Below are 24,143 nucleotides of genomic sequence, written 5' to 3' on the forward strand. Positions count from 1 at the left end.
TCGTTATGCCATTCATGCTTAAGAAAACCAAATCAGACCGCATTGTAGATGCCGTTCTTTACACCGTACTCGGACTTTTCTGCTTAGCAACGCTGTTTCCCATCTACTTTGTCTTCATTATGTCGATTACACCCTATACGGAAGTGCTTAAGAATGGTGGATTTGTCATCGTACCGCATGCCATCACCTTCGAGGCATTCAAAACAATTTTCTCCAGCAACACCGTACCCAAAGCTCTGCAAGTCTCAATCTTCGTTACGGTCGTTGGTACAGCGTGCAATCTAGCTATTACGACGATGCTGGCGTATCCGTTATCGAAGAAATTCTTGCCGGGGCGCAATATCGTCCTGATGGGCATCGTGTTTACGATGTTATTCTCAGGGGGGATCATCCCCATGTACCTGACTGTCAAAGCCACTGGCTTGATGGATTCACTGTGGGCGCTTATCATTCCAGGTCTTGTATCTTCCTTTAATATTCTGATTATGAAGACCTTCTTCGAAGGCCTCCCCTATGAAATTGAAGAAGCTGCAAAAGTGGATGGCTGCAGTGACATTGGTACGCTCATGCGAATTGTTCTGCCGCTATCAATGCCGATCATGGCAACGCTGGGATTGTTCTATGGTGTTAATCACTGGAATGCGTACTTCGGCGGGGTCATGTATTTGAATGATCGCAGTCTATATCCGATACAGGTTGTACTGCGGAACATGATTGTATCACCGGCCATTAGTCAGGAGCTAGCTATTTCGCAATCTGCCTTAAATACAATGCCGCCAGAAACCATCAAGATGGCAACCGTTGTGGTGGCGATCGTCCCTGTACTCGTCGTGTATCCGTTTCTACAAAAATATTTTGTCAAAGGCATGTTGTTAGGCGCTGTCAAAGGATAAGTTTAACGGCGGCTTTGCCCCAAATGGCTGTATGCGAAGTTGCGTATTAAGTACGAGGAGGTGGCGAGGGGGAAGAGGTTGCAAGGATGTGCTAGTAACGAAATGATTCGTATCCATGATTTAACGGAAGTAAAGGCTTAATAGTAGTTTCATACGCGTTCTCATTCTTCTATAACGAACAGGGGGGTCTTTCAATTGAAAACGTTATCAAAAGTAACTACGATTTTATTAGCTTCTTCACTGGCTCTTGTCGCATGTACGAGTTCCAAAGAGGAAGCTACTACTTCCCCGGCGAGCACGTCGACAACGACGACAAGCCCAGATGCCAAGAAGGAAAAACTGGACCTAAGTTGGATGGTTATCGCAGATGCAAGCGCCCAACTTCCTTCGGCGGATAAAGACTTCGTGAAGAAAGCGATTGAAGAGAAATTCAATGTCTCACTGAAACTGACTTACTTGCCATTTGGCCAAGACTATACCAATAAATTAAATACGATGATCGCTTCTGGCGACATTCCCGATGTTTTCTACGCAGACGGTGTACCTTCTAATAACTACATCCGAGATGGCGTTGCCAGAGATTTGACGGGAATCGTTACACCAGCCAAAATGCCGAACTATTTCAAAAATTGGGTGTCGGAAGCAACGTTGAAGTCGTATCAGGTGCAAGGTGCGTTCAAGCGTGCACCCGTTCCGTATGAAACAAGTTACTACCGTACCTTCTATATTCGGAAAGACTGGCTCGACAAGCTTAATCTGAAAATGCCGACGAACTACGATGAGCTTGTAAATGTTATGAAAGCTTTTACGTTCAATGATCCAGACGGCAATGGCAAGAACGACACGTATGGTTTTACAGCGGCAGGCGGCGGTGCAAGCATATCCATGGACTTCCCGGAATTCCTCAAAAACGGCTTTGCTGGTGATACGTATGTTGAAAATGATCAGTTCATCGACGTTCGTACCGATATCCGCATGCAAAATGTGCTTACCGATATCAAAGCGCTATTGGACATGAAAGTCGTCGATCCGGACTGGTTCCTGAACAAATACGGTCAACATTTTGATAAAGCCGCACAAGGTAAAGCAGGCATCGTGATCGGCCAAGGCAGAGACCTTGCTTTCGATAACAATCCAGCTGGTTTGCAAATGAAGGCGAAGGCTGCGGGTCAAACGACAGCAGACTGGGAGCCGTTCCATCCGTGGGAGAAAACCGGTACGTGGGTCGAAACCATTCCACAAAATCCGTTCTTGATCAGCTCCAAAAGCTCTGATGCCAAAGTGCAGCGTTCGATTGAAATTCTCGATTGGCTTGCTGGAGAAGAAGGCTTCTTGTTGACACGTTATGGGAAAGAAAACGTCGATTACAAACGCAATGGCAAAGACATCGAAGTGAATCAAGATGCCTATAAGAAAGACGTTATCGACAATAACAACTTCATTGAAGTCTATGGTTGGTTTACGCCACGCAAACCGGAAGTGTTCGGCTTGAATATCATTGACCCTAAAGTAACGGAGCGCGATAAGAAAATCGTTGAAAAAATTAACTCTTACAAGATTCTTCCGTCTGTTGGTACGGCCCTTACGGTCAAAGAAGGCATGGATATCGGAGCGATGCGCAAACGTATGAATGAGCTTCATGTACAAATCTTGTACAAAGAGAAGGACGCTGCTAACTGGCCCCAATATCGCCAAGAAGTGATGACGAAGTTCGGCGGCAAAGCGATTTTTGATAACTATGCCGAACTTACATCCACGGCCAAAGGTAAACCGATCAAGTTTAAATCGGATAACTAAATCGTAGACGTTCTTTCAATCAATCAACTCAGACTGGCGAATGCGTAAGTGTGTCTGTCAGTCTGAGTTACTATGTAATTATACGACCTATGGAATGGAGTGCTTCTCGCGTGCGATTGCAAGGGAAACGTGCATTGATTACAGGGAGTGCCAGAGGCATCGGTCAAGGGATTGCAGCTAAATTCGTGCAAGAAGGAGCAAGTGTCGTATTGCTTGATTACAGGGAGGATCAGCTTGAATCATCGGCTGAGACAATCCTTAAGCAGGCCATAGATAGGGGGCAGAGCGCTCACGTTGCAACTGTCGTCTGTGACTTGAGTGTGCCGGAGCAAGTGGACGAGTCGGCTCACAAAGCTTGGGCTTACTGGGGCGGCATCGACATACTGGTCAATAACGCTGGCATTGCAACGCGCGAATCGTTCATCGACATCCCGCTCTCTCGTTGGCAGCAGGTAATCAACATTAATCTCAATGCGACATTCCAACTGAGCCAATGGGTAGCAAAGTGGATGATTGCTGGTGGGATTCACGGCTCGATCGTCAATATGGCATCCAAGAATGGCTTAGCGGGAAGTGCCCTATTGGCGCATTACAATGCATCCAAAGGTGGTGTTGTTCTGCTAACGCAGTCGATGGCTGTTGACTTGGCTCAGCATCATATCCGTGTCAATAGCGTTGCGCCTGGCTTCATCGATACACCGCTTGATCGCGAGCTGAAGGAGAAATCAGACGTAACGCTTTCTTTGACGGAACGAACACCTATGCGCAGGCTCGGTACCATTGAGGAAGTGGCGAATGCATTTCTATTCTTGGCATCAGATGAAGCGTCTTACATAACAGGTACGACACTTGTTGTGGATGGCGGACATCTTGCCAATGCTTGCGATTTGTAAACATGTGGAACCATACATCAGGATTGCGTGCAAGGAGGACAGACGATCATGGCAGATGAGCACAACAAGCGTGGGGTAAATGAGGAAGATCAACTTCGTGGTGAAAAGTATTTTAACGATACAGGGCTATGGGGATTTATCCACCGTTCATTTACCAAATCCATGGGCTACACAGACGATGATTTGAAAAAGCCGGTCATCGGCATTTGCAACACATTCAGCGAGTTGAATAAATGCCACTCTCATTTTAGGGAATTGACAGACTATGTGAAGCGTGGTGTATGGCAAGCCGGGGGCATGCCGATGGAATTCCCGACTATTTCAATCGGTGAACCATACGTAAAGCCAACGACGATGCTGCTACGGAATCTAATGGCGATGGACACGGAAGAAATGGTCAAAGCCCATCCGATCGATGGCGTAGTTCTCCTTGGCGGATGTGATAAAACAGTTCCTGCCCAGCTCATGGCTGCGGTGAGCGCTAACATTCCAGCGATTGTCCTCACCGGCGGACCGATGCTGAACGGCAAATTAAATGGACAGACGCTTGGCGCCTGTACCGACTGCTATCAGTTTACGCTGGAGCACAAAGCGGGCAACATCACCGACGAGCAGCTCACCGTTGCTGAGAATGCCATTTGCCGCAGTGATGGTCACTGCATGGTGATGGGGACGGCCAGCACGATGGCGGCGATCGCTGAAGGGCTTGGTATGGCACTTCCAGGCTGTGCGGCAATTCCTGCCCCGGATTCCAGGCGGCGCCATATGTCCGAACAGACGGGCAAACAGATCGTGGAGCTCGTCCGACGCAATATTCGTCCACGTGACATTATTACGCCGGAATCACTGGATAACGCGATTCGCGTTACGATGGCTTGCGCTGGGTCTACGAACGCCATTATCCATTTGGTCGCTATCGCTGGGCGACTTGGCTACAGATTGCCGCTTGAGCGATTCGACGAAATTAGCGCAACGACGCCGTTTATCCTGAACGTTCGCCCATCTGGCAAATATCAGATGGAAGAGTTCTTCGAAGCAGGCGGCGTGCCGTCCCTGATGAAGGAAATTGAACCGCTGCTGAACGGCCATTGTTTGACCGTTACAGGTCAAACCGTTACCGAGAACCTGCGTGGTGTGCAGGTCACCGACCGCGAGCTGATCTATCCGCTTGAGCAGCCGATTGCTCCGCAAGGCGGGATTGCGGTGCTGCGCGGGAATCTCTCTCCCAACGGTGCGCTGATTAAGCAAACGGCGGTTTCACCGCATCTCAAAAAGCACCGTGGACGCGCCGTCGTCTTCGAATCGCCGGCTGATCTGAATGCACGGATTGACGACCCGGATTTGGACGTCGATGAGAACAGTGTCCTCGTGTTGAAAAACGCTGGACCCAAAGGCGCACCAGCGATGCCGGAAATCGGTCAAATCCCGATTCCGAAGAAGCTGCTCATCCAAGGGGTACGGGACATGGTACGAATTTCGGATGCCCGCATCAGCGGTACGTCATACGGTACATTGATTGTACACGTCGCACCTGAAGCGGCCATCGGAGGACCTCTGGGGCTCGTGGAGAACGGCGATGAGATTGAGCTGGATATCGACATGCGCAAGCTGGAATTACATGTCGATGAAGACACGCTTCGCGAACGCAAAGCGAAGTGGGAGGCGCCTCCCCCTGCCTATGATCGCGGATATGGCCTTTTGTTCCTAGAACGTGTGCTGCAAGCGGATGAGGGTTGCGATTTTGACTTCTTACTGCCGCCTGAACTTCGCAAGTAGCGATTGACGCAGTTGTCTTACCTATCCCCCTTACGAAGAGGAGTTGTTCAACGTTGTTCTTCCTAAATGATAAAAAGGGAAAATCGCAAGCGACGAACGTAAGCAACGAGGAGAATCACACAAACGATAAGTCGAATGAGGCCATTAGTAGACGTAAAGTTTTGGCAACAATAGGTCTAGGCAGTGTTATGCTAGCTGGCAGTGTCTTGGGCCCACGACTCGCCTCGGCGGATAATGGAGCATCCACTGGCAAGGATGGTAAAGACGGTAAGGATAGTGAGAATCGCGTCCAGCAAGTTAACAATGTGGCTGAATTAAAGTCGCTTCCGCCCGGTCAGTTGAAGGATGGCCTTCTTGTGTTCGTTGGGGGGTACAACAAGAACGGTGACGGAGGCGGTAAGTTGGTTCGCTTTGTAGCGGACAGTACCAAAGCTGACAATGGGGGGACGGTGCACAGGTCAACGATCGGCGGCAATGGACGTGAGCAGAACGATGCAGTTAAGGGGGGCAAGCCACCCAAAGGAGAAGGTTGTTTTGAAGTCGTACATCATGGCGTGGGCGATTTCCGGTGGTTTGGCATTTTTGACAAGAGTCAAAATGCGGATAATGCGCTGGATGCATTGATCAACGATCCCTCGATCCATCGTGTTGAAGCGCACTCAGACCTTAATTTCATCAAGCGTCATGTGTATCACCGCAGTGATATCGAAATTGATTTCCACGGCCACACCGTCACGACAGAGGGGATCGAACTGAACACGTTGGATAACCCGTTCGGAGCAGTTATGTTTTTCCAAGGTGTCGTAACTGGTGTGACGCAAACGGTTACGTTAACGGACGATATATCTGAATATTCAGATATATTTGAAGTGGCTGATTCATCGATCTTTGAAGTGGATAGCTGGTGGCATGCCCAGATTAAGAACAACGCGGCTGGGGGTGCCCAGCGAGAGCTCGATTACTTGATTAAAGTGACGGAAGTATTCGATGCCACTCACGTCAGATTCAACTATAAGCTCGGTTGGCTGCTGGCCAAGGGGCGTCCGATTACATACAAAAGAGTGAATCCAGCCTTCCGGTGCCATGTGCGCAACATGAGTTTTATCGGCATCCCTGTGCCGCCTAACGGCACTAGTCTCAGGCCATTTCCGACTTGGGATCAGATCGGCTCGAATCCAGTCGCCTATGAATTCGCAGTAGAATGCGATGCATCGGGCATCAAGGCTAGCAAAGTGTTCTGGCCTGTCGTGATGCGGAGATACAATACGCATTATGTGACGGAACGCTGTCAATTGATGAACCCAGAGGAGCGGGATTGGGGCGGCACAGGCTATTTGACACAGCAAATCAATGTGTTATATGGGCATATTAGAGATTGCAATACGAGCAATGCGCGTCACTTGAATGATTTTACCTGCGCAGCTTATTGTATGGTTGAGAACTGTCACGGCGATGGCGATGAGTATGGTCCATTCGTCACGCACGGTCAATATGAACATGATCTAACTTATATCAACAACTCAGGTCTATTATCCTTTGCCAATAGTGGTACGACCTGGGGGGATAGCGCCAAACGCGTGACCGTCAAGAAGCATATCGCATCACGGATTGTCGCAAGCAAGCGATTAACTGACTTGACACTGGAAGATTGTCATGCGGTTGTTACGTACACCAAACCAGGTGTGAAAATGGCCAATTCAGGCTCATTCTGGGTGAATATGGATGGTTTGCAGATGAGAGGATGTACCGCGCAAGAGATGGTGACGATATCCAAAGGCTCCTCGCGTGCCAAGAGGAAAAACATCATCGATAGCTGCTCCTTCGGCATGCTGAAGGGCTACGAAATTGCCCGCCCGATTCGCAGCGGTACGACGCAAGTAGGGTACACACCGAGCAACGGAGAACTGACGATCCTCAATAGCGAATTCTACAATATTGAAGAGGTCACGCTCGGAAGCATTAATAAACTTACACTCATTAATACATGGTTCAAAGGGCTCCCTCAGGTTGGAGGTACCGTGAAGATTGGTACGCGCGAAATCATTATGCAAGGTGGCGGTCTCGTGGATTGCTGCTTCTTGCTCACCGGTGCGTGGGATAAAGTGGGGGATGTCAACAACCCGAAGAATAAACCTGACCAATGGATTACCATGGATGGCAGCGCGAGGCTTAGCGGCGTGAACAGCGAGAAGGCGTTTCTGAAGAGCGTGGATCCAACGAATGTGATTACTTGGAATTTGGGGAATTATACGAGTATGGCCTCGGATGCTAGTACTGCCCATTTTTCCATTCAAGGGGGTTCCAATAAATTGAAAGTTGTCGGTTCCCAATTTATTGGAGGGAAATATGATGTTTCTGCTGATGCAGTTGGTAACGGTACCTACTTCTTCATGACATCTTGTGTGGAAGAAGACGTGAATCGGTCGGCACTTCCAGCAGAGAGTAATACGATCAAACATAGCGCAGGCAATTTTACGATAACTTACTGATTGGCATTCGTCATGAAACCTTATGTACATTGACATGTGATGGTGGGTCGTTGCTATAATATGACTAACAATGCGGATACAGGAAGTGACCAAGTCTCCTGATCTTGTCAGTGTATCGGATGGAAATGAGGTTTATAGGATGGAAAAACGGACAACTCGCAGCTCCTCTCGCACTCGCTTAAGCGAACTCGTGAACACATTGAGAGAAGACATTTTGACAGGAAAGCGGTCGGTCGGGGAATATTTGCCTTCTGAGAAAACGTTCGCCGCGGAATTCAATTTAAGCAATCAATCGGTTCGTAAAGGACTGGATGTTCTTGTAGGTGAAGGCCTAATTGAGAAAATTCCGCGCGTTGGAACCAAAGTTGTCGGGGCACCTGAAGGCGCTTTCGTAACCGTGAAGCTTGGCTTCCATAGTTCCGTTACGGATGAGGCGGATATTCATCGGCTGCTATCCAGCTTTCAGAAGGAAAACCCGCATATCCGCGTACAAGCGGTGCCTACCTCCAGCAATAACTATAGTTATATGAGCGAGTACTTATCCAGCGGTCTTCTTGACGTGGTCATGATGAACTTTAAGGATTTCCAGGAGTGTATAGAGACTGGTGAAGAAGACATGCTGGAGCCGACGGAACGGAATCCGGAGCTGTATTCCTTTTTATCAGATGCCTTTGTGGCAGAGGGTCGTCAACTCGTGCAGCCTTTTATTTATTCGCCACTTATTCTGTGCTACAACCGGGAACATTTCCGCGAGGCGAACTTGCCTGAACCCGATAGCTCCTGGCAGTGGAAAGATTTGATTGAATACTCATCCAGACTGGCCATTCCGAATGAACGCCTAGGCTTTCATTGCGACTTGTATTCGTCCAATCGTTGGCCGTTGCTCCTGTTGCAAAAAGGTGGAAAGTTCGAGCGGCATGAAGATGGCAGGCTTAAACTAGCTGGCACAGCCATGATGGATGCGCTTCGCTATTGCGGCGAAATGAAGCACAGTATTCCTTCTTTATCAGAAGGGATTACAACGGGCGAATCAGAGTTGCTCCTGGCCAAAGGCAAAGCGTCCATCATCATGACTAGTTACTTCTATTTAAATTACTTGCTCGGCGAGCGATTATCCTTTGATATTGCGCCTGTACCGCATTTTGGTACACCGATGACGATGCTGCTGAATACGGGACTTGCCGTGAATCGGAAATCACTAGTGAAGGACGCAGCGGTCAAGTTAGTCGACTATCTAACAAGTTATAAGGCTCAACTTTTCGTTCGTCAGCACACCTATAGTCTTCCCGCTAGAAAGTCTGCTGCAGAATGGGTAGGAGAAGAGAAACGCTATCTGCCATCTAGATTTTCCCTATTTCGCGAGACGATCCCTGGTTTTCGATACTTCACGGATTTAGCTATTAGCGCTAGAGAGCTATCCGAAATCAATCAGGAACTCAAAATGTATTGGGCTGGCTTGGAAACGGAAGAAGTCTTGTGCGCTCATATCGAAGAACGGCTAACCGTCAGTTCTGTATGAGATCGGCTTCCAACCACGAACGTTATCTTTCTTAAGTTGTCTAACCAGAACTAGAGGGAGTGAGTGCTGTGCCGCATTTTAGTGCTTCAACGTTGATGTTGCTAATCATAACTGCACTGGTATTGTTCGGTCCCAAGAAACTGCCTGAATTAGGTCGTGCGTTTGGCAAGACCTTGCGGGAGTTTAAGAAAGGAACCAAGGGCTTCATGGAAGAAGAGGAGTCACCACCTTCCCTGCAGTCACGTAAGGATTCCCGTATGGATGAGGCCAATAAACCTTAAATCAGCTCCTTTAAAATATAACCATGAAACAGATCGACTCTATAGGGCAATTGCCGGATGGAGTACGGTCTCTTTCCAATGCCTTAAAATCCCAATAATTTATCATAATGCTAGATAATTCCATATAAAAGAAGGTGCACAAGATGATTTTTGATTGTCATACGCATTTATTTCTTCCCGGCCAAACCGACGGCCCCTTCCTAGCTGCGGTAAAGCGCAGTTGGGGGGAGCATATGGATATCCTTGCAACGCCAGAGATGCATGAGGAGAATATCCGTTCTTTTGATGGGGCGATCGTACTTGCTTTCGACGCTCCTGCTACTGGGATTGGGGTGCCTAATCAGGTCGTGGCTGAGTATGTCGCGAAGCATCGTGGACGATTATTCGGCTTTGCAAGCATTGATCCGAACAGGCCAGCTGCGGCCCGGCTGCTAGAGGAGGCTATCAAAGAATATGGCCTCAGGGGACTTAAGCTAGGCCCTATTTATCAGAATTTTTACCCTGGTGAGCAGCGTCATTTCGACTTGTATGCCAAAGCGGATGAGTTGGGATTGCCCATCATGTGGCATCAAGGCACGTCTTTCGTACCTGAAGGGTACCTCGATGCGTCTAGGCCAGCAGCATTAGATCCAATCGCCCGTGCATTTCCTTCTCTGAAAATGGTTATAGCTCATATGGGTCATCCTTGGGTGGATGAGTGTATTGCCGTCGTTCGCAAAAATGCCAATATGTATATGGATTTGTCGGCATTAGGTTCACGACCATGGCAGTTCTATAACGCACTCGTTTCAGCCATGGAGTATGGGGTTACACATAAGATTTTATTCGGTTCTGATTATCCTTTCTTCTCCACACAACAAACCATTGATCTCTTTCGGAATATTAATCACTTGGTTGAAGGCACGAAGATGCCGCACATTCCAGAGGAGATTATCGAAGATATCATTCATCGCAACACGCCAGAGATACTCGGTCTAACCGCGTCCAATTAAATCAATACTCAGGAGGTAAGAGGAATGTCCAACAATGCAGAACTATATGAGCAATCGAAATTATACGCGCCAGGCGGCGTACATACGTCCATTCGTAACGTGAATCCGATGAAGGTGTTTACCAAAGGAGAGGGCGCTTATATTTATGATGCTGATGGCAAAAAGTACATCGATTATCAAGGCGCATTCGGCCCGATTATTCTAGGGCACAGTCATCCTTACGTCAATCGCAAGGTGATTGAAGCCATTGAGCGAACAGATTTGTATGGCGTCGGCTGTACAGATCTAGAAGTGGAATTGGCTCGCAAAATTTGTACGCACGTCCCTTCGTCAGAACAAGTGCTTTTTTGTAATTCAGGCTCGGAGGCTACCTATCATGCGATTCGTTTGACTCGTGCGATTACCGGTCGCAATAAGCTCATCAAATTTCAAGGCTGTTATCACGGTTGGCACGATTATGTCGCGCGTAACATGCTTAGTTCTTGGGATATGATTGGCAAAAGGGATCCGGGATCTGCCGGAATGCTAGATGAAGCCATCGACAATACCTTGGTCTGTACCTTTAATGATCTGGATGATGTTGAGAGAACATTCCGTGAAAATAAAGGGCAAATTGCCTCGCTGATCGTCGAGCCGATTCCCCATAATATCGGCTGCGTGATGCCGCAGCCTGGCTTCTTGGAAGGACTCCGTGAACTTTGCACCGCACATGGTGCACTGCTTATTTTTGATGAAGTGATTACAGGCTTTCGTCATGATATCGGCGGTTATCAGAAGGTTGCCGGGGTTACCCCGGATTTGACAACGATGGGTAAAGCGATGGCGAACGGCTATCCAATCGCTGCTGTCGCGGGTAAGCGTGAATATATGCAGCGTTTCAATACATACCCAGGTGGAGACGTGTGGTTTGCAGGCACCTATAACGGGCATGCCGTAGGCACGGCTGCTTCGATTGCAACACTCGAATTGATGGAGAACGAACCGGTTCATGAGCATATTTTCCGATTAGGTGAAAAGATGCGTTCTGGCATTCGGGGCATTCATGAACGACTGGGGATCGAGGCGTATGTGGCAGGATTCGGTTCTGTATGGACGACTTATTTCATGAAGAGCGAGCCGAAGAATTACTCGGATTTGCAGCAGAATGATGCTGAGCTATATGTAGACTATCGTAAGAAGTTGATCGAGAAGGGCATTTTCAAGATGCCAATGAATATTAAACGCAATCATATTAGTTATTCCCATACGGATCAGGACGTCGATACAACCCTTACGATTATCGAGTCCGTGTTGCAGGAACTTGTTCGTCCATAATTTAAAGTTAGGAGTTAACGACACATGAAATTAGTTACGTTTCTTCATAATGAGACTTATCGATTAGGTGTTAAAAGGGAGCAAGGAGTGGTTGATGTTCTGGCGGCACTCTCCGCAGTAACGGAAGAGAAGGCAATTCCGACAACCATTCATGAGGTCATTGATGGCGGTGCGGAAGCTTTGAACGACCTGCATTCATTTATAGATCGCGTTCTAGGATCTGACTTGGATACAACGGGTTATGTATTAGACGAAGCTGCATTAACGCTTGGACCCTGCGTCACGCATCCGAACAAAATCATTTGCGTGGGACTTAATTACCGCCGACATGCAGAGGAAACGAATGCACAGATCCCGCAATATCCTATATTGTTCAACAAGTTCAATAATGCCCTAGCGGGTCATGGCGAAGAGATTTCGTTGCCCAACGTTTCAGTCAAAGTTGATTATGAAGCGGAGTTAGCCATTGTCATTGGGAAAAGGGCGAAATCTATTTCGAAGGAAGAAGCGCTTTCTCACGTTTTTGGATACTGCAATGCCAATGATTTGTCTGCCCGTGATTTACAACTGAGGACCGCGCAATGGCTATTAGGTAAAACGTGTGATCAATTTGCGCCGATTGGTCCCTATGTTGTGACCGCTGATGAAGTAGGCAACCCAAATGATCTCACGATTACAACGGTGGTAAATGGTGATGTGAGACAGCATTCGAATACGTCGGATATGATATTCCATTGCGATGAAATCATCAGTTACATTTCACAGCATATGACGCTGATGCCGGGAGATCTCATTTTGACAGGGACACCTGAGGGTGTTGTACTAGGATATCCGCCAGAGAAACAAGTGTATTTAAAAGATGGGGATGTCGTCACGATTGAGATTGAAAAGCTCGGAGCACTGACCAATCGGATGGTAGCGGAGTAAGAGAAGTTATGAAGAAACGGGACCGTCACACAAGTAGTTGAACTACTTGTGTGACGGTCCTGTTTCGTTTTCTATAGCGTGGGTATTTCCCTCTTTGTCTTGCAAATACTGGATAATTTCATTCATAATTTGCATCCTGCCATCCGTTGACCAGCTTAATCTCACCCAGTTATGAGTCAACAGAAAGGTGTTGTTGCGTATTGCTTCAAACGCTTGCCACTTAGGCGTCTGCTGCAAATCATGAATCAACTCCTCATCTTCCGGATAGGAGGAATGATGCTGTAGAAAGAGGTGATCGACAGCGATGGCTGGATATTTTTCCGGGGAGAAATCAACCCTCATGACACCTTTGGGTACACAGGAGCCTGCTTTGAATCCAAGTTCCGAATAGAGCAGATGATTGAGTGGGTGGTGATCATTCCCATAAATTCGGATCAGCTTGTTATGTATGGACACAAACGCTGTCGTCTGCTGAATAATACGGTGCTCCCAGGCTTGCAGTATGTCGTTTTTGTGGTAGTCCATTTTCTTGAAATTTTGCTCCGCTTCTCGTTCCCGTCCTACTAGGAAGGCAAGCTGCTTGTTAATCTGACGCCAATCCTTGCTGGGATCCAACATAATTGCAGGAGCAATTTCTTTTAACTGCTGGAGGTAAGCGCCATGATAAGAATCTCCGATAATTATGTCGGGCTTGAGTTTGCTGATGCTCTCCAGATGATGCTCTAACTGCTGCATAGCTGCCTCTTCGGGTACAATTTTGCTTAATCGGAGATTGGCTGCATAGACGGGCTCCATACCCAGTGACCGGAGAATATCCTGAAGTGGGATGCCAGAGGTGACTGCGACTCTCATATCTCTGCGTTTCATATAGAGTGTAGGAGGGATACCGACCTCGCGTTTGAACACTCTGCTGAAATAAAATTCGCTCTCAAATCCAACGGTGGAAGAGATCTCCTTGACCGAAAGTGTTTTTTCGAGGAGCAGTTGCTTGGCTTGCGAGATCCGGTATGCGTTTAAATAATCGATGGGAGATAATCCTTTTATTTTTTTGAATTCACGTGAATAGGCATTCAATGTATACCCAGCAATTGTGGACAGCGTCTCAACTTTGATTTTCTCATGGGAGTGGGCATGGAGGTAATGAAGGCTGTTTGTGATGCCGTGGTCGGGTTCTTGCAATTCCTCCGGCTCTCCTAGATGTTCAAGTATATAATGCAGCAGCTCCTGAAATTGCAGATTGAGGGCGAATTTGCTTTTGGATTTATGACGGTAAGCAGAATGAAGCTGTTCATAACGTTCGAGCGACATTTCGGTCTGCTTGAGTGGAACATGTCCTTGTGAGAGTGGTTGATGCGTGCTACCGGTAGAACAAAAGGCAGTAATTAGATAATAGTCAAGATTCCCTGATAACGAGCTTACCTGAATGCTTGCTTCTGAAGGGATGATATATATTTGGCGGGGCTTAATGGCAAGCTGCGATGAGCCGATATGCAGTATCCCGTTCCCCTTAATGACATAGCAGAGAAATATGGCCGGGAGAGGGCCCAGCTCAATAGACAGATGGCTTTTGAGCCTGCGTAGATGTATGGATGAAAACAATAAATAAGGAGTTTGTTTAAACAATGCTGCACCTTGTCTCATCCGAACAACGCCTCCTCTATTGTGATAATCATTCTCAATTATATAATGCGCTTGTGGCGAATTCAAGAAAGTAGATCAAAAACGGGTAGAATTGTGCATGTACAAGCCTTGCTTAAGCTTTTATTATTGATAAAGATTCTCAATATCAATAAACAAAGCAGATGGGGAGGAAAAAAAGATGAAATTCGTTCACACGGCGCTGGTCTTCGTGATGATGCTGATCGCGGCAGGCTGCGGTTCAGCAAATTCCGGCCAGATGAATAATGCTTCAGACACTGCTGCGCCTCAGCAATCAGCTGGGCCAACGAAGTCTGTAGAAAGCAGTTCGGCGCAGGCGGTAGAGAAAACAATCAAGCACGCGATGGGGACTGCAACGTTGAAGAGTGTTCCTAAACGAGTTGTTTATTTATTTCAAGGAATGAATGATGTGGGTGCGGCTCTTGGTGTGAAGCCTGTAGGCGCGGTTGAATCTACGGATCAAAAGCCATGGTTCAAATATCTCGGCGATATGAGCGGGGTGAAGAATCTGGGGGATGAGGGACAGCCGAATTTGGAGGCGATTATTGCGCTGAAGCCTGATCTGATTGTTGCAACTAAGGTGCGTCATGAGAAAATTTACCCGCAGCTTCAGGCGATTGCACCGACGATTGTAACGGACGATTTGGCCGATTGGAAGGGCAATTTGCAAATGGCTGCGGTGGCTCTGGGCAAAGAAGATGAAGGAACTAAGTTCATGGAAGCATGGAATAAGCGTGCGGCAGACTTCAAGAATAAGATGGGCAGCAAGTTGAGTACAACGGAAATATCACTAATTCGTATCCAGCGTGACAACAGTGTGAAGGTATATCTCAAGGGTTTCCCTGGACTCATGCTGAGAGACCTTGGTTTCCCTGTTCCTAAGGCCCAACAGGTTGAATTCTCCGGCTCAGGGTTGGATATTCTGTCCAAAGAGCATATTCCGCAATTCGATGGTGATTACATATTTGATATTACAACCATACTTCCAGGTCAGGAAAATATTCCGAAACTGCAAGAGGAGTGGACCTCTCACCCGCTTTGGAAGGAATTGAAGGGTGTTAAAAACGGCAAGTTCATTAAAGTTGATCCGATAACCTGGAACTTCGGTGCGGGACCGCTTGCCGCCAAAGCGATGCTCGATGACCTGTTCAAGTATTTCGGACTGGAATAGGGAGATGAATCGAATTCGGGCTGCTGGACTTGTTGTATGCTTCCTCCTGCTGCTAGTATGTATGGCAGCCAGTATGATGCTCGGAGCGAAGAATTACAGCTGGATACAAGCGTGGACTAGCATTTTCCATTATGACGCAAGTGTTAGCGAGCAGATGGTGATTCGCACCACACGCTTGCCAAGAGCTCTGATTGCTGCGGCAATCGGGGCTAGTCTTGCGATTGCGGGAGCGCTGATGCAAGCATTAACGCGTAATCCACTTGCCTCGCCAAGTGTGCTGGGGGTCAATGCGGGGGCGACTTTCTTTGTTGTAACAGGTGCGCTGATGCTTTCCATAGGTTCGATGTCGGGGCTGATGTGGATTTCCTTTTTGGGCGCTGCTGTAGGCGCATTGAGTGTTTACGTGCTGGGTTCGGTAGGCAGGGGAGGACTGACACCGATTAAAATGATATTGGCGGGTACCGCTATGACAACGCTATTCGCTTCGTTCACACAGGTACTGTTGGTCATGAACCGTCAAGGATTGAATACGGTGCTGTTTTGGCTAGTCGGATCGATAGCTGGCCGTTCATTGGAACTGCTTATCGAGGTTTTGCCTTATATGGTCGTATGCTGGGCGGCGGCCTTTTTCCTTGCTCGCGATATGAATCTGCTTTCGATGGGAGAAGAGACGGCCAAAGGACTAGGACAGCGGACAGTGGTTGTTCAAACTGTGACGATGATCGTCATTGTCATATTAGCCGGAGGATCAGTAGCGGTATCCGGGCCAATCGGTTTAGTAGGGATTATCATTCCACATATTGCCCGTTTTATAGTTGGAACAGACTACCGTTGGTTGCTTCCTTATTGTGCAGTGTTGGGGGCAATACTCTTAAACTTGGCGGATTTGGTCGCGAGATTCCTCATCATACCAGAGGAAATTCCGGTTGGTGTCATGACTGCGGTGATCGGCGCTCCGTTCTTTATTTATATTGCGCGAAGGGGGAGGCAAAGTCATGAAAGTGCATAACCCCCAGCGTGCTGCCAGCGTACGAGATTTGAAGCTGCTACCAACCAAAAACAGGAATGTACTGCTTCTTTTTTGTGCCAGCTGCTTGGTGGCCATGATTTTCAGTATCGGCAGTGGGAGCACGTTCATATCGCCTCCTGCTGTGATTGCCAGTTTGCTCGGTGTGGGAAGCCAGGAGCATGCGATGGTTATCCAAAACCTTCGTCTTCCGCGCATGTTAGTTGCTCTAATGGCCGGAGCGTCACTTGCCGCTTCCGGAGCTATCTTCCAAAGTATGATCCGTAACCCGCTTGCTTCCCCTGATGTACTTGGCGTTACGGGGGGCGCATCCGTAGCGGCGGTTGTATTCCTTCATTATTTACTTGGCACGGTCAGTATCCGTCTGCTGCCTGTCGCAGCTTTGCTTGGAGCTGTTCTTGTAGCCGGATTGTTATATACGCTGGCCTGGAAGAGAGGCGTGACGGCTATACGGCTCGTTCTGGTCGGTGTCGGCGTTTCTGGACTCATGTCTGCAATGACGACATTGCTGTTGATATTTAATCCGCGGAACGAAGCGAATCAGGCTTATTTCTGGCTGACAGGCTCTGTCTATGGATCCAATTGGGAAAGTGTACTGACGATTCTGCCGTGGACGGTCGTGCTGCTACCGCTCGCTTGGATGCGCAAGCGTCAGGTCAATGTTGCTCTGCTCGGCGATGATCTGGCGACTGGCGTAGGCAGCGCGGTTGAGCGTAATCGTCTGCTAATGCTGCTGCTTGGCGTTGGATTGGCAGGCTCGGCTGTAGCCGTTGCCGGAGGAATTGGATTTGTCGGGTTGGTTGCTCCACATATGGCGCGCAAATTGGTGGGCGTGAGTTTCGGAAGTCTACTTCCGACATCAGCCCTGTTGGGAGGAATCATTGTCGTACTGGCTGATCTGGCTGGGCGAACGCTGTTGCTTCCATTGGACATTCCGGCAGGCGTATTTACTTCCGCTGTAGGGGCGCCATTTTTTATTTATTTGCTCTATACAAGAAGGAATACAAGTTAGCCGACGGAGCGGCGTATAGGATTTGAAGCTGGATTGCGACATTAAGGCAGTTCGCGGTGGTGGAATACAGAGGAATGGTGGGAAGATGGCAATGAGCAGTGAAAACTTATTAACAATGGCTAGGTTGATCAGGGAGCGGAGAACGATCCGTGAATTTTCAGATGAGCCTGTTTCGATGGATTTGTTTATGGAATTGTTGAACACGGCCAATTGGGCGCCAAATCATGGAGTTAGAGAGCCTTGGCGGTTTATTTTGTACAAGGGAGAGGCTCGTTCGGACTTCACCGAAGCGGTGATCAGAGCTTTTAGTGCAGAAGAGAAAGCTAAATATCAAGAACAGCGAACCGCCTATTATGCTGAAATTCCGATGCATCTGGTCGTCGTGATGAAGGAGGATTCCCGACAGAAGCAGTGGGATGAGGATTACGGAGCTGTCTGCTGTTGGATTCAAACATTCCAGCTTGCGGCATGGGAACGAGGGATAGGCGTAGTTTGGAAAACGAACAACTTTGTCTATGCGCCAGCTTTTCGAGAAGCCGTCGGCGTTCAACCTGGTGAGAAGGTCGTTGGTGTTCTACATATCGGTTATCCGTCCGTTGTCCCTGCTCCCCGGCCTCGTACCTCAGCTGATCACAAGCTGATCGTTCATGGATAAATGTATATGAATGAGTGCTCTCCAATAAAAGTGTAAACAAGCCTCCTATCTAAACGGGACCGTCTCACAAGTAGTTAAACTACTTGCGAGGCGGTCCCGTTTCGTTGTTAGCATCTATGTAGTTTAAATTAGGCCAATAATTTCAAAAACTCACGCATAAAGCCTGGTAAATCAGGCCAAGCATGACCACTCACGAGCTTCCCATCGACATGAAGCGTGTCGGTTGTATAGGTAGCGCCAAGTGCTTCAACGTCCAACCGGCATGCGTTATACGCCGTCAATGTACGCCCCTCGAAGAGGGATCTGTCTTTCAGCGCGGCGAATACTTGTGCACCATGGCAGATAGCGCCAATAGGCTTATCCGCTTCAAGGAAATGACGAAGAATGCGTGGTACATCTTCACTCGAACGAATATATTCGGGCGCTCTGCCACCAGGAATGATGAGTCCATCGAATTGGCTAGGGTCAACATCGGCGAAAGCGACATGGGAAGGGAGCAGATGTCCCGGTTTCTCGGTATACGTTTCCCAATCCTCTACGAAATCGTGAACGACCGTTCGAAGAACTTTCTTCGCAGGCGAAGCGATAACGGCGTCATAGCCTTCCTCTAACACGCGGTAATAGGGATAGTACACTTCTAATACTTCGACAGCATCACCAGTTAGAAATAAAATCCTTTTGGACACGAGATCACTCCTTGGAAATGGATGGTAACTCATGTTTAATTATGAACAAACCTGGTTTTCTTGTATACGGGTGTAATTTGGGAGGAATTGTCGAATTGCGGATAGCAACGGAGTGAAACAATATATTATAAAAAGTGTAGAGAATTTTAGACTTTATTATAGTTCTGTTTATTTTGCTTTCCTGTTATATCCCTTATAGTCAGGTTGTAAACTTCAGGGTTATTGTTACCTTCGAAGGGAGGCGATTAAAGTTTAAGTTAGACCATGGTTAAGTTAAACGCACAGCTGAAAAAAATGGAGGTTTTATTCATGCATGAAGTACAAGGTAGAAGATTTAGTGTTAAGCGAATAAGTAGGGTAGGTTTAGTTTTTGTATTTGCTTTAAATACGTTCTTGTTATCTTTTATGACAGCTTTTGCTGCAGTACCGGCTTTGCCAGGTCCAGGGAACCCGCAATCCATTGATGATTTTATTGGAGGAGGCAGCTTTGGAGGTACAGGAGCAGGCTGGGCTAACTGGTATAACCAAGCTGGCGGCACGGGTACTTATGCAAGAGCAACGGTGGATAGCCTGACTGTCGGCAAGTTTACCCAGACCCCGGCTTCGAGTAGTTCATTAGCTAAATTCGAGCCCCAACATTTCAATGCAGATATTTCTGGCTACAGATATGTAAGCCTTTCCATGAAAAATCCAGGCTATTCTAATAGCCGAATCAATATTCAAATTGAGGATGGTGTGACAGCATACAGCTTAACCTCAGGCTATGTTGCTGTTCCAACAAGCTGGACGGCTTACAACTTTGATTTAAATTTGTTCCCTACCCTGGATAAGAAAAAAGCTCATCTGGTAGTTTGGCTGCAGCAAACAACCGGTGTCTATGGTGAGATGCTGCTAGACAATATTAAAGCAACCTCAACCTATAACGGAACTGCGCCAACGATTACGGCGACAAGCTTATCATCAGATTCAGGAGCAATCAATAATGAGCAAACGCTGTATACATTTAAAGCGACGTATACAGATGTGGATAATCAAAAGCCTTTTGCCATGCAGCTCGTGCTTGATGATACTACATTTTATGATATGAAAGATACGAATATGGCGGATAAGACTTATACGGATGGCAAGGATTATACCTATGCCTTAAAATTGCCTGTCGGTAGTCATACGTATTATTATCGCACCGCAGACACTACCTCTGATCCTGTTGTTACTTCAACGGCTTCAACACCTACAATTGTAAGCTCGACCACAATACTAGACGTCAACGATAATACATTAGGCACTGGTGGCAATCAATTTGACTATGTGGGTACAGGCTGGTCTTACGCCGCAGCGCCGGCAGGGAACTACTTAACAGATAACCATGTATCAGCTGTGACGAATGATGCTGTGAATTTTCGCTTTGTAGGAACTAAGCTAAGTTTATATGGAGCCAAAGCACCCGATTATGGCATCGCCAGTATTTCTATTGACGGAGGTGTAGAGCTTCCTATTGATGCTTATGCTTCAAGCAGGCAGGAGTCGGCATTGTTGTATACGAGCCCAGATCTCAGTAACAAGCTGCACACTTTGAAAATAAGTGTAACGGGACAAAAAAATGCAAGCTCAACTGGGTATGCAGTCGCGATTGATAAAGTGAATGCAACTACGTATACCGGCAGTTTAGTCAATGATGTGGTGGTCAGTCAGGCAGGATATAGTGCGGCGGCATTCAAGAATGCTAAGGTAACTGCCATCGACACTTTAAGTGATGTAACGTATCAGGTTTTAAGTGGATCGACGGTTGTTTCCTCAGGTAATATGACTTATGAGGGAGTGACCTGGGATAAACATGTGTATTCGATTGATTTCTCGGCAATAACGGCTACGGGAACAAATTATACGATCAGAACGAACAGTATATCTTCTTATCCTTTCCAAATACAAACCAACATTTGGGATAAGTACAAGGATGAAATGACTGCATTCTATCGATTGCAGCGTTCCGGTGTAGACACAAGAATTGCTTATCCAATAGGCTATAGCGATGATACAGCACCTTCAGATAAAGTGTTCCATCCTGCTTCACATTTAGATGATGGAGCTTCGGCAGATGGGACGATTCATTATGATCTCACTGGCGGCTGGTATGATGCTGGCGATTATGGCAAGTACGGAGCGCAGCAGTGGGTTACAGGTGAAATGGCACTAGCCTATCTTCGCCACGCTACATCCCCCAATGTTAGGTATGACAATGATAACAATGGTGTGCCGGATTTACTCGACGAAGCGCGATTCGGCAGCGAATATATCTTGAAATACGCCAATGCGTTTGATGGCCAGATCTATAGTTTAGCGACGTATTCAGGATTCATTCATCCTGAGAAGGCAACTGATAATATCAGCAATACAGCAGATGATCGCCGCATTTATGGCGATAGCCCGGCAGGTTCAGCTAAAGTCGCAGGTGCTCTTGCTGCAACGGCACGCGCAATTAACAGTGCGCTTGCTGGTGGCTATATCACTGCGGGTAAAGTAGCAGATTTCACCAATTTCTCAGCAGCTTGCCAAGCAGGTGCTGTTAAATTTTACAACTATGCTGTGGCGCATGCATCTGATCTAGATCCAATCAATCCTACCATTGGCGGTATTTCTAATCCGTTACTGTGGGCGGAAGTCGAGCTATATTTGCTAACGAATACAACGTCTTACCAAACATCAGCAACGGCAAGAATTAGCGGGTTGACATTCAATGACATCATTGCGACCAACTACTGGGATATGAGACCACTGGCTTTGGCCGAGTTTTATCCTGTTGCAGATGCTGGGACGAAGACAATCATCCAGTCAATCTTGAAACAACAAGCAGATTTCTTTTTGTCCTTGACAGATGACACACCGTATGGGGTATTAAATCAGTTTAGCAATTTTGGTGTGAATGAGCCCCATGCTAGCTATTTAGGTGATATGGTGCGGTATTATGAGCTATTTGGAGATCCTTCGGTACTTCGCGGTATATTAAAAGGAATGTATTGGATCCTGGGGGAGAATCCTTGGAATATGAGTTGGGTGTCTGGAATCGGAACAGACTATGTAGATTTCTTGCATACCCGTTTGGATGAAGAGGCTTATAGTACAGCCAATAAAGGCATCGTTATTCCTGGTGCCATGGTTAGTGGACCTAACATGAAAAATACCAAAGATAAAGCAAGCATAAGTCCTTGGTATGAAGATAGAGGGGTGGCTGCTGATGATGGTAATCAATGGCGCTACAACGAATTCAGCCAAAGTATTCAGGTTGGGTTTCTCTACACCATAATGGGGTTAACGAATCTTAATGGCTCCAGCTCAATGGGGGGAACCACTCCTGCAGCAATCCCAATTACATCCCCTGTCATCGGAGATTGGGTTCGTGGCAACGTAACTATTTTCGCTCAGCCTGCTTCTGTCATGAGTACGGTTTATTCAAATGCGTCGGGAGCCTATAGTGCTATGACGGTTGCTGGAGGGGTATATACGGCGACGGTTAATACGAGTGGCTTGGCACCTTATACGAATGTAAGAACGAGTGTTAAAGGAACAGACGCTTCCGGAATTAATAGCTCTAGCTCAACACATTTCACGGTAGCAGCTCCGCTGCCAGATCCGACTCATCCGATACTCTTTGATAATTTTAGTCTCGGGGGAACGTGGGGGAGTCAAAAGCTGAAGTGGGTCAATTGGTGGAATCAAGATGGAGGTACAGGAGTTTATACAACGGATGTAGTTGATACCTTTAATGTGGGGAAATTTGCACAAACCCCGGCATCCAGTGCATCACAGGCTAAATTTGAGCCGTGGCACGATACGCTGGACTTGTCAGGTTATCGCTATCTAACTTACAAAATGAAAAATCCTGGCTATGCGAACAGTCGTGTTAATTTGACGATCGAAGACGGCGTATCGAGCTTTAGCTTAACAGGTGGATACGTTGCGGTACCGACAACTTGGACAACTACGAATTATGATTTGAATGCGTTCCCTGCCTTGAATAAGAAGAACGCACATTTAGTAGTTTGGCTGAAACAAACGACAGGTGTTTATGGCGAAATACTGATTGACGATATCCAAGGAACTAACCTAGCTACCGGTACGGCACCTACATTGACGGCATCAAGTGTAAGCGCCGCAACGGGTGATACGAAGACGGACTTTACCTTTAAAACGACATATGCCGATGCGGATAACCAAAAACCTTTTGTTGTTGAAGCCGTGATTGATGGTGTGATACACAAAATGGTTGAGACAGATGTGAGTGATACAACTTACACGGATGGTAAAACCTACAGCTACACAACCAAGTTGCCAGTAGGCGTGCATTCTTATTATTTCAATACAACAGATACCACTTCAAATGCGGTAAGCACAACAAGTCAATCAGGGCCTGTGGTGAGCACCACGCTTTTCTTCGACGATTTTAACGATGGTAATGCGAATGGGTGGGTTTCCGATAGTGGAACATGGTCAGTTGTAAATTCAGCTTACAATGGAACTGCCGGACAAGGAAATAGCTTGTCAACAGCAGGTTCAAATGCTTGGACGGATTACACTTTGCAGGCTCAGGTTAACGTGAATAGTAATGCTGGTGGCAATAATGATGCTGGGTTGTTATTCAGGTTTACCGATGCAAACAACTACTATATCTTAGCCATTCGCAACAACAACAATACGACAGTCCCCAAGATGCAGATTTTGAAAAAGGTAGGCGGCGTTCAAACGGCATTGGGTTCAGCAAGTCCAAGCGTTGCTGCGAACACGGCCTACACGTATAAAATTGTAGTCAATGGCAGTTCGATACAAGCGTACAAAGATGGTGTGTTGCAAATTAGTGTGACAGATACCTCTCTAACCAATGGTAAAATAGGTGCCCGTGTGTATGCGACTACCAAAGCCGTCTTTGAGGATGTTAGTGTAAGTCAATAGTTGGATTTGCAGGAATCAAAGGCATACATGATAAAGAAAGGACAGCGCGAATGCAACATTCGTCTGTCCTTTTTGAAGTTGAATGAATGAATTTAGCGCATAGGATGG

The 24,143-nt window shown here is 47.1% G+C and carries 17 protein-coding genes; 15 read left to right on the forward strand and 2 right to left on the reverse strand.

Annotated features, from left to right (window positions below; genetic code table 11):
* Nucleotides 1-5 precede the first annotated feature (5 nt).
* From AC58PV_RS18280 to AC58PV_RS18325, 10 genes are all read left to right on the forward strand, one after another.
* Nucleotides 6-893, forward strand: coding sequence for a carbohydrate ABC transporter permease (locus tag AC58PV_RS18280; RefSeq protein ID WP_497433679.1), 888 nt, complete (start codon nt 6-8; stop codon nt 891-893).
* Between the two features lie 195 nt (nt 894-1,088).
* Nucleotides 1,089-2,690 carry a type 2 periplasmic-binding domain-containing protein gene (locus tag AC58PV_RS18285; RefSeq protein ID WP_497433680.1) on the forward strand — a complete coding sequence of 534 codons (1,602 nt, stop codon included), beginning with the start codon at nt 1,089-1,091 and terminating at the stop codon, nt 2,688-2,690.
* 110 nt (nt 2,691-2,800) lie between these two features.
* Nucleotides 2,801-3,583 (forward strand): SDR family NAD(P)-dependent oxidoreductase, encoded by a 783-nt coding sequence (locus AC58PV_RS18290; protein ID WP_497433681.1) that lies wholly within the window; start codon nt 2,801-2,803, stop codon nt 3,581-3,583.
* Between the two features lie 48 nt (nt 3,584-3,631).
* Nucleotides 3,632-5,359 carry an IlvD/Edd family dehydratase gene (locus tag AC58PV_RS18295; protein ID WP_497433683.1) on the forward strand — a complete coding sequence of 576 codons (1,728 nt, stop codon included), beginning with the start codon at nt 3,632-3,634 and terminating at the stop codon, nt 5,357-5,359.
* Between the two features lie 53 nt (nt 5,360-5,412).
* A complete protein-coding gene (locus tag AC58PV_RS18300; protein WP_497433684.1) occupies nt 5,413-7,848 on the forward strand; it encodes a putative phage tail protein in 2,436 nt (811 codons plus the stop codon).
* 139 nt (nt 7,849-7,987) lie between these two features.
* Nucleotides 7,988-9,367 (forward strand): ABC transporter substrate-binding protein, encoded by a 1,380-nt coding sequence (locus AC58PV_RS18305; protein ID WP_497433685.1) that lies wholly within the window; start codon nt 7,988-7,990, stop codon nt 9,365-9,367.
* Nucleotides 9,368-9,435: 68 nt separating this feature from the next.
* Entirely contained in the window at nt 9,436-9,648 is a 213-nt protein-coding gene (locus AC58PV_RS18310; RefSeq protein ID WP_275667914.1) for a twin-arginine translocase TatA/TatE family subunit, read from the forward strand.
* Between the two features lie 143 nt (nt 9,649-9,791).
* Entirely contained in the window at nt 9,792-10,640 is an 849-nt protein-coding gene (locus tag AC58PV_RS18315; protein ID WP_497433687.1) for an amidohydrolase family protein, read from the forward strand.
* A gap of 24 nt (nt 10,641-10,664) precedes the next feature.
* Complete coding sequence (locus AC58PV_RS18320) at nt 10,665-11,954, forward strand: aspartate aminotransferase family protein (protein ID WP_497433688.1); 1,290 nt, start codon at nt 10,665-10,667, stop codon at nt 11,952-11,954.
* Nucleotides 11,955-11,978: 24 nt separating this feature from the next.
* Nucleotides 11,979-12,881, forward strand: coding sequence for a fumarylacetoacetate hydrolase family protein (locus AC58PV_RS18325; protein ID WP_497433689.1), 903 nt, complete (start codon nt 11,979-11,981; stop codon nt 12,879-12,881).
* Between the two features lie 42 nt (nt 12,882-12,923).
* Here AC58PV_RS18325 and AC58PV_RS18330 read toward each other — a convergent pair whose 3' ends face one another.
* Nucleotides 12,924-14,522: an AraC family transcriptional regulator gene (locus tag AC58PV_RS18330; protein ID WP_497433690.1), complete on the reverse strand. Its 1,599-nt coding sequence runs from the start codon at nt 14,520-14,522 to the stop codon at nt 12,924-12,926.
* Between the two features lie 178 nt (nt 14,523-14,700).
* Here AC58PV_RS18330 and AC58PV_RS18335 point away from each other — a divergent pair, with 178 nt between their 5' ends.
* The 4 genes from AC58PV_RS18335 (at nt 14,701) to AC58PV_RS18350 (ending at nt 18,405) form a co-directional block, all read left to right on the forward strand.
* Complete coding sequence (locus AC58PV_RS18335) at nt 14,701-15,711, forward strand: ABC transporter substrate-binding protein (RefSeq protein ID WP_497433691.1); 1,011 nt, start codon at nt 14,701-14,703, stop codon at nt 15,709-15,711.
* A 4-nt stretch (nt 15,712-15,715) separates the two neighbouring features.
* The gene (locus AC58PV_RS18340; RefSeq protein ID WP_497433693.1) at nt 15,716-16,720 is read left to right on the forward strand and encodes a FecCD family ABC transporter permease; all 1,005 of its coding nucleotides are present in this window, start codon (nt 15,716-15,718) and stop codon (nt 16,718-16,720) included.
* Nucleotides 16,707-17,750 (forward strand): FecCD family ABC transporter permease, encoded by a 1,044-nt coding sequence (locus tag AC58PV_RS18345; RefSeq protein ID WP_497433694.1) that lies wholly within the window; start codon nt 16,707-16,709, stop codon nt 17,748-17,750. The genes AC58PV_RS18340 and AC58PV_RS18345 overlap by 14 nt, the downstream gene beginning before the upstream one ends.
* A gap of 91 nt (nt 17,751-17,841) precedes the next feature.
* On the forward strand, nt 17,842-18,405 hold the full coding sequence (locus AC58PV_RS18350; RefSeq protein WP_497433695.1) for a nitroreductase family protein: 564 nt from the start codon (nt 17,842-17,844) through the stop codon (nt 18,403-18,405).
* A gap of 128 nt (nt 18,406-18,533) precedes the next feature.
* Here AC58PV_RS18350 and AC58PV_RS18355 read toward each other — a convergent pair whose 3' ends face one another.
* Nucleotides 18,534-19,091, reverse strand: a complete 558-nt coding sequence (locus tag AC58PV_RS18355) for a DJ-1/PfpI family protein (protein ID WP_497433696.1) — start codon at nt 19,089-19,091, stop codon at nt 18,534-18,536.
* 309 nt (nt 19,092-19,400) lie between these two features.
* Between AC58PV_RS18355 and AC58PV_RS18360 the strand changes: the two genes are divergently transcribed.
* The gene (locus AC58PV_RS18360; RefSeq protein WP_497433697.1) at nt 19,401-24,035 is read left to right on the forward strand and encodes a glycoside hydrolase family 9 protein; all 4,635 of its coding nucleotides are present in this window, start codon (nt 19,401-19,403) and stop codon (nt 24,033-24,035) included.
* Nucleotides 24,036-24,143: the final 108 nt, after the last annotated feature.

The organism is Paenibacillus sp. J22FR83 (assembly GCF_059691955.1).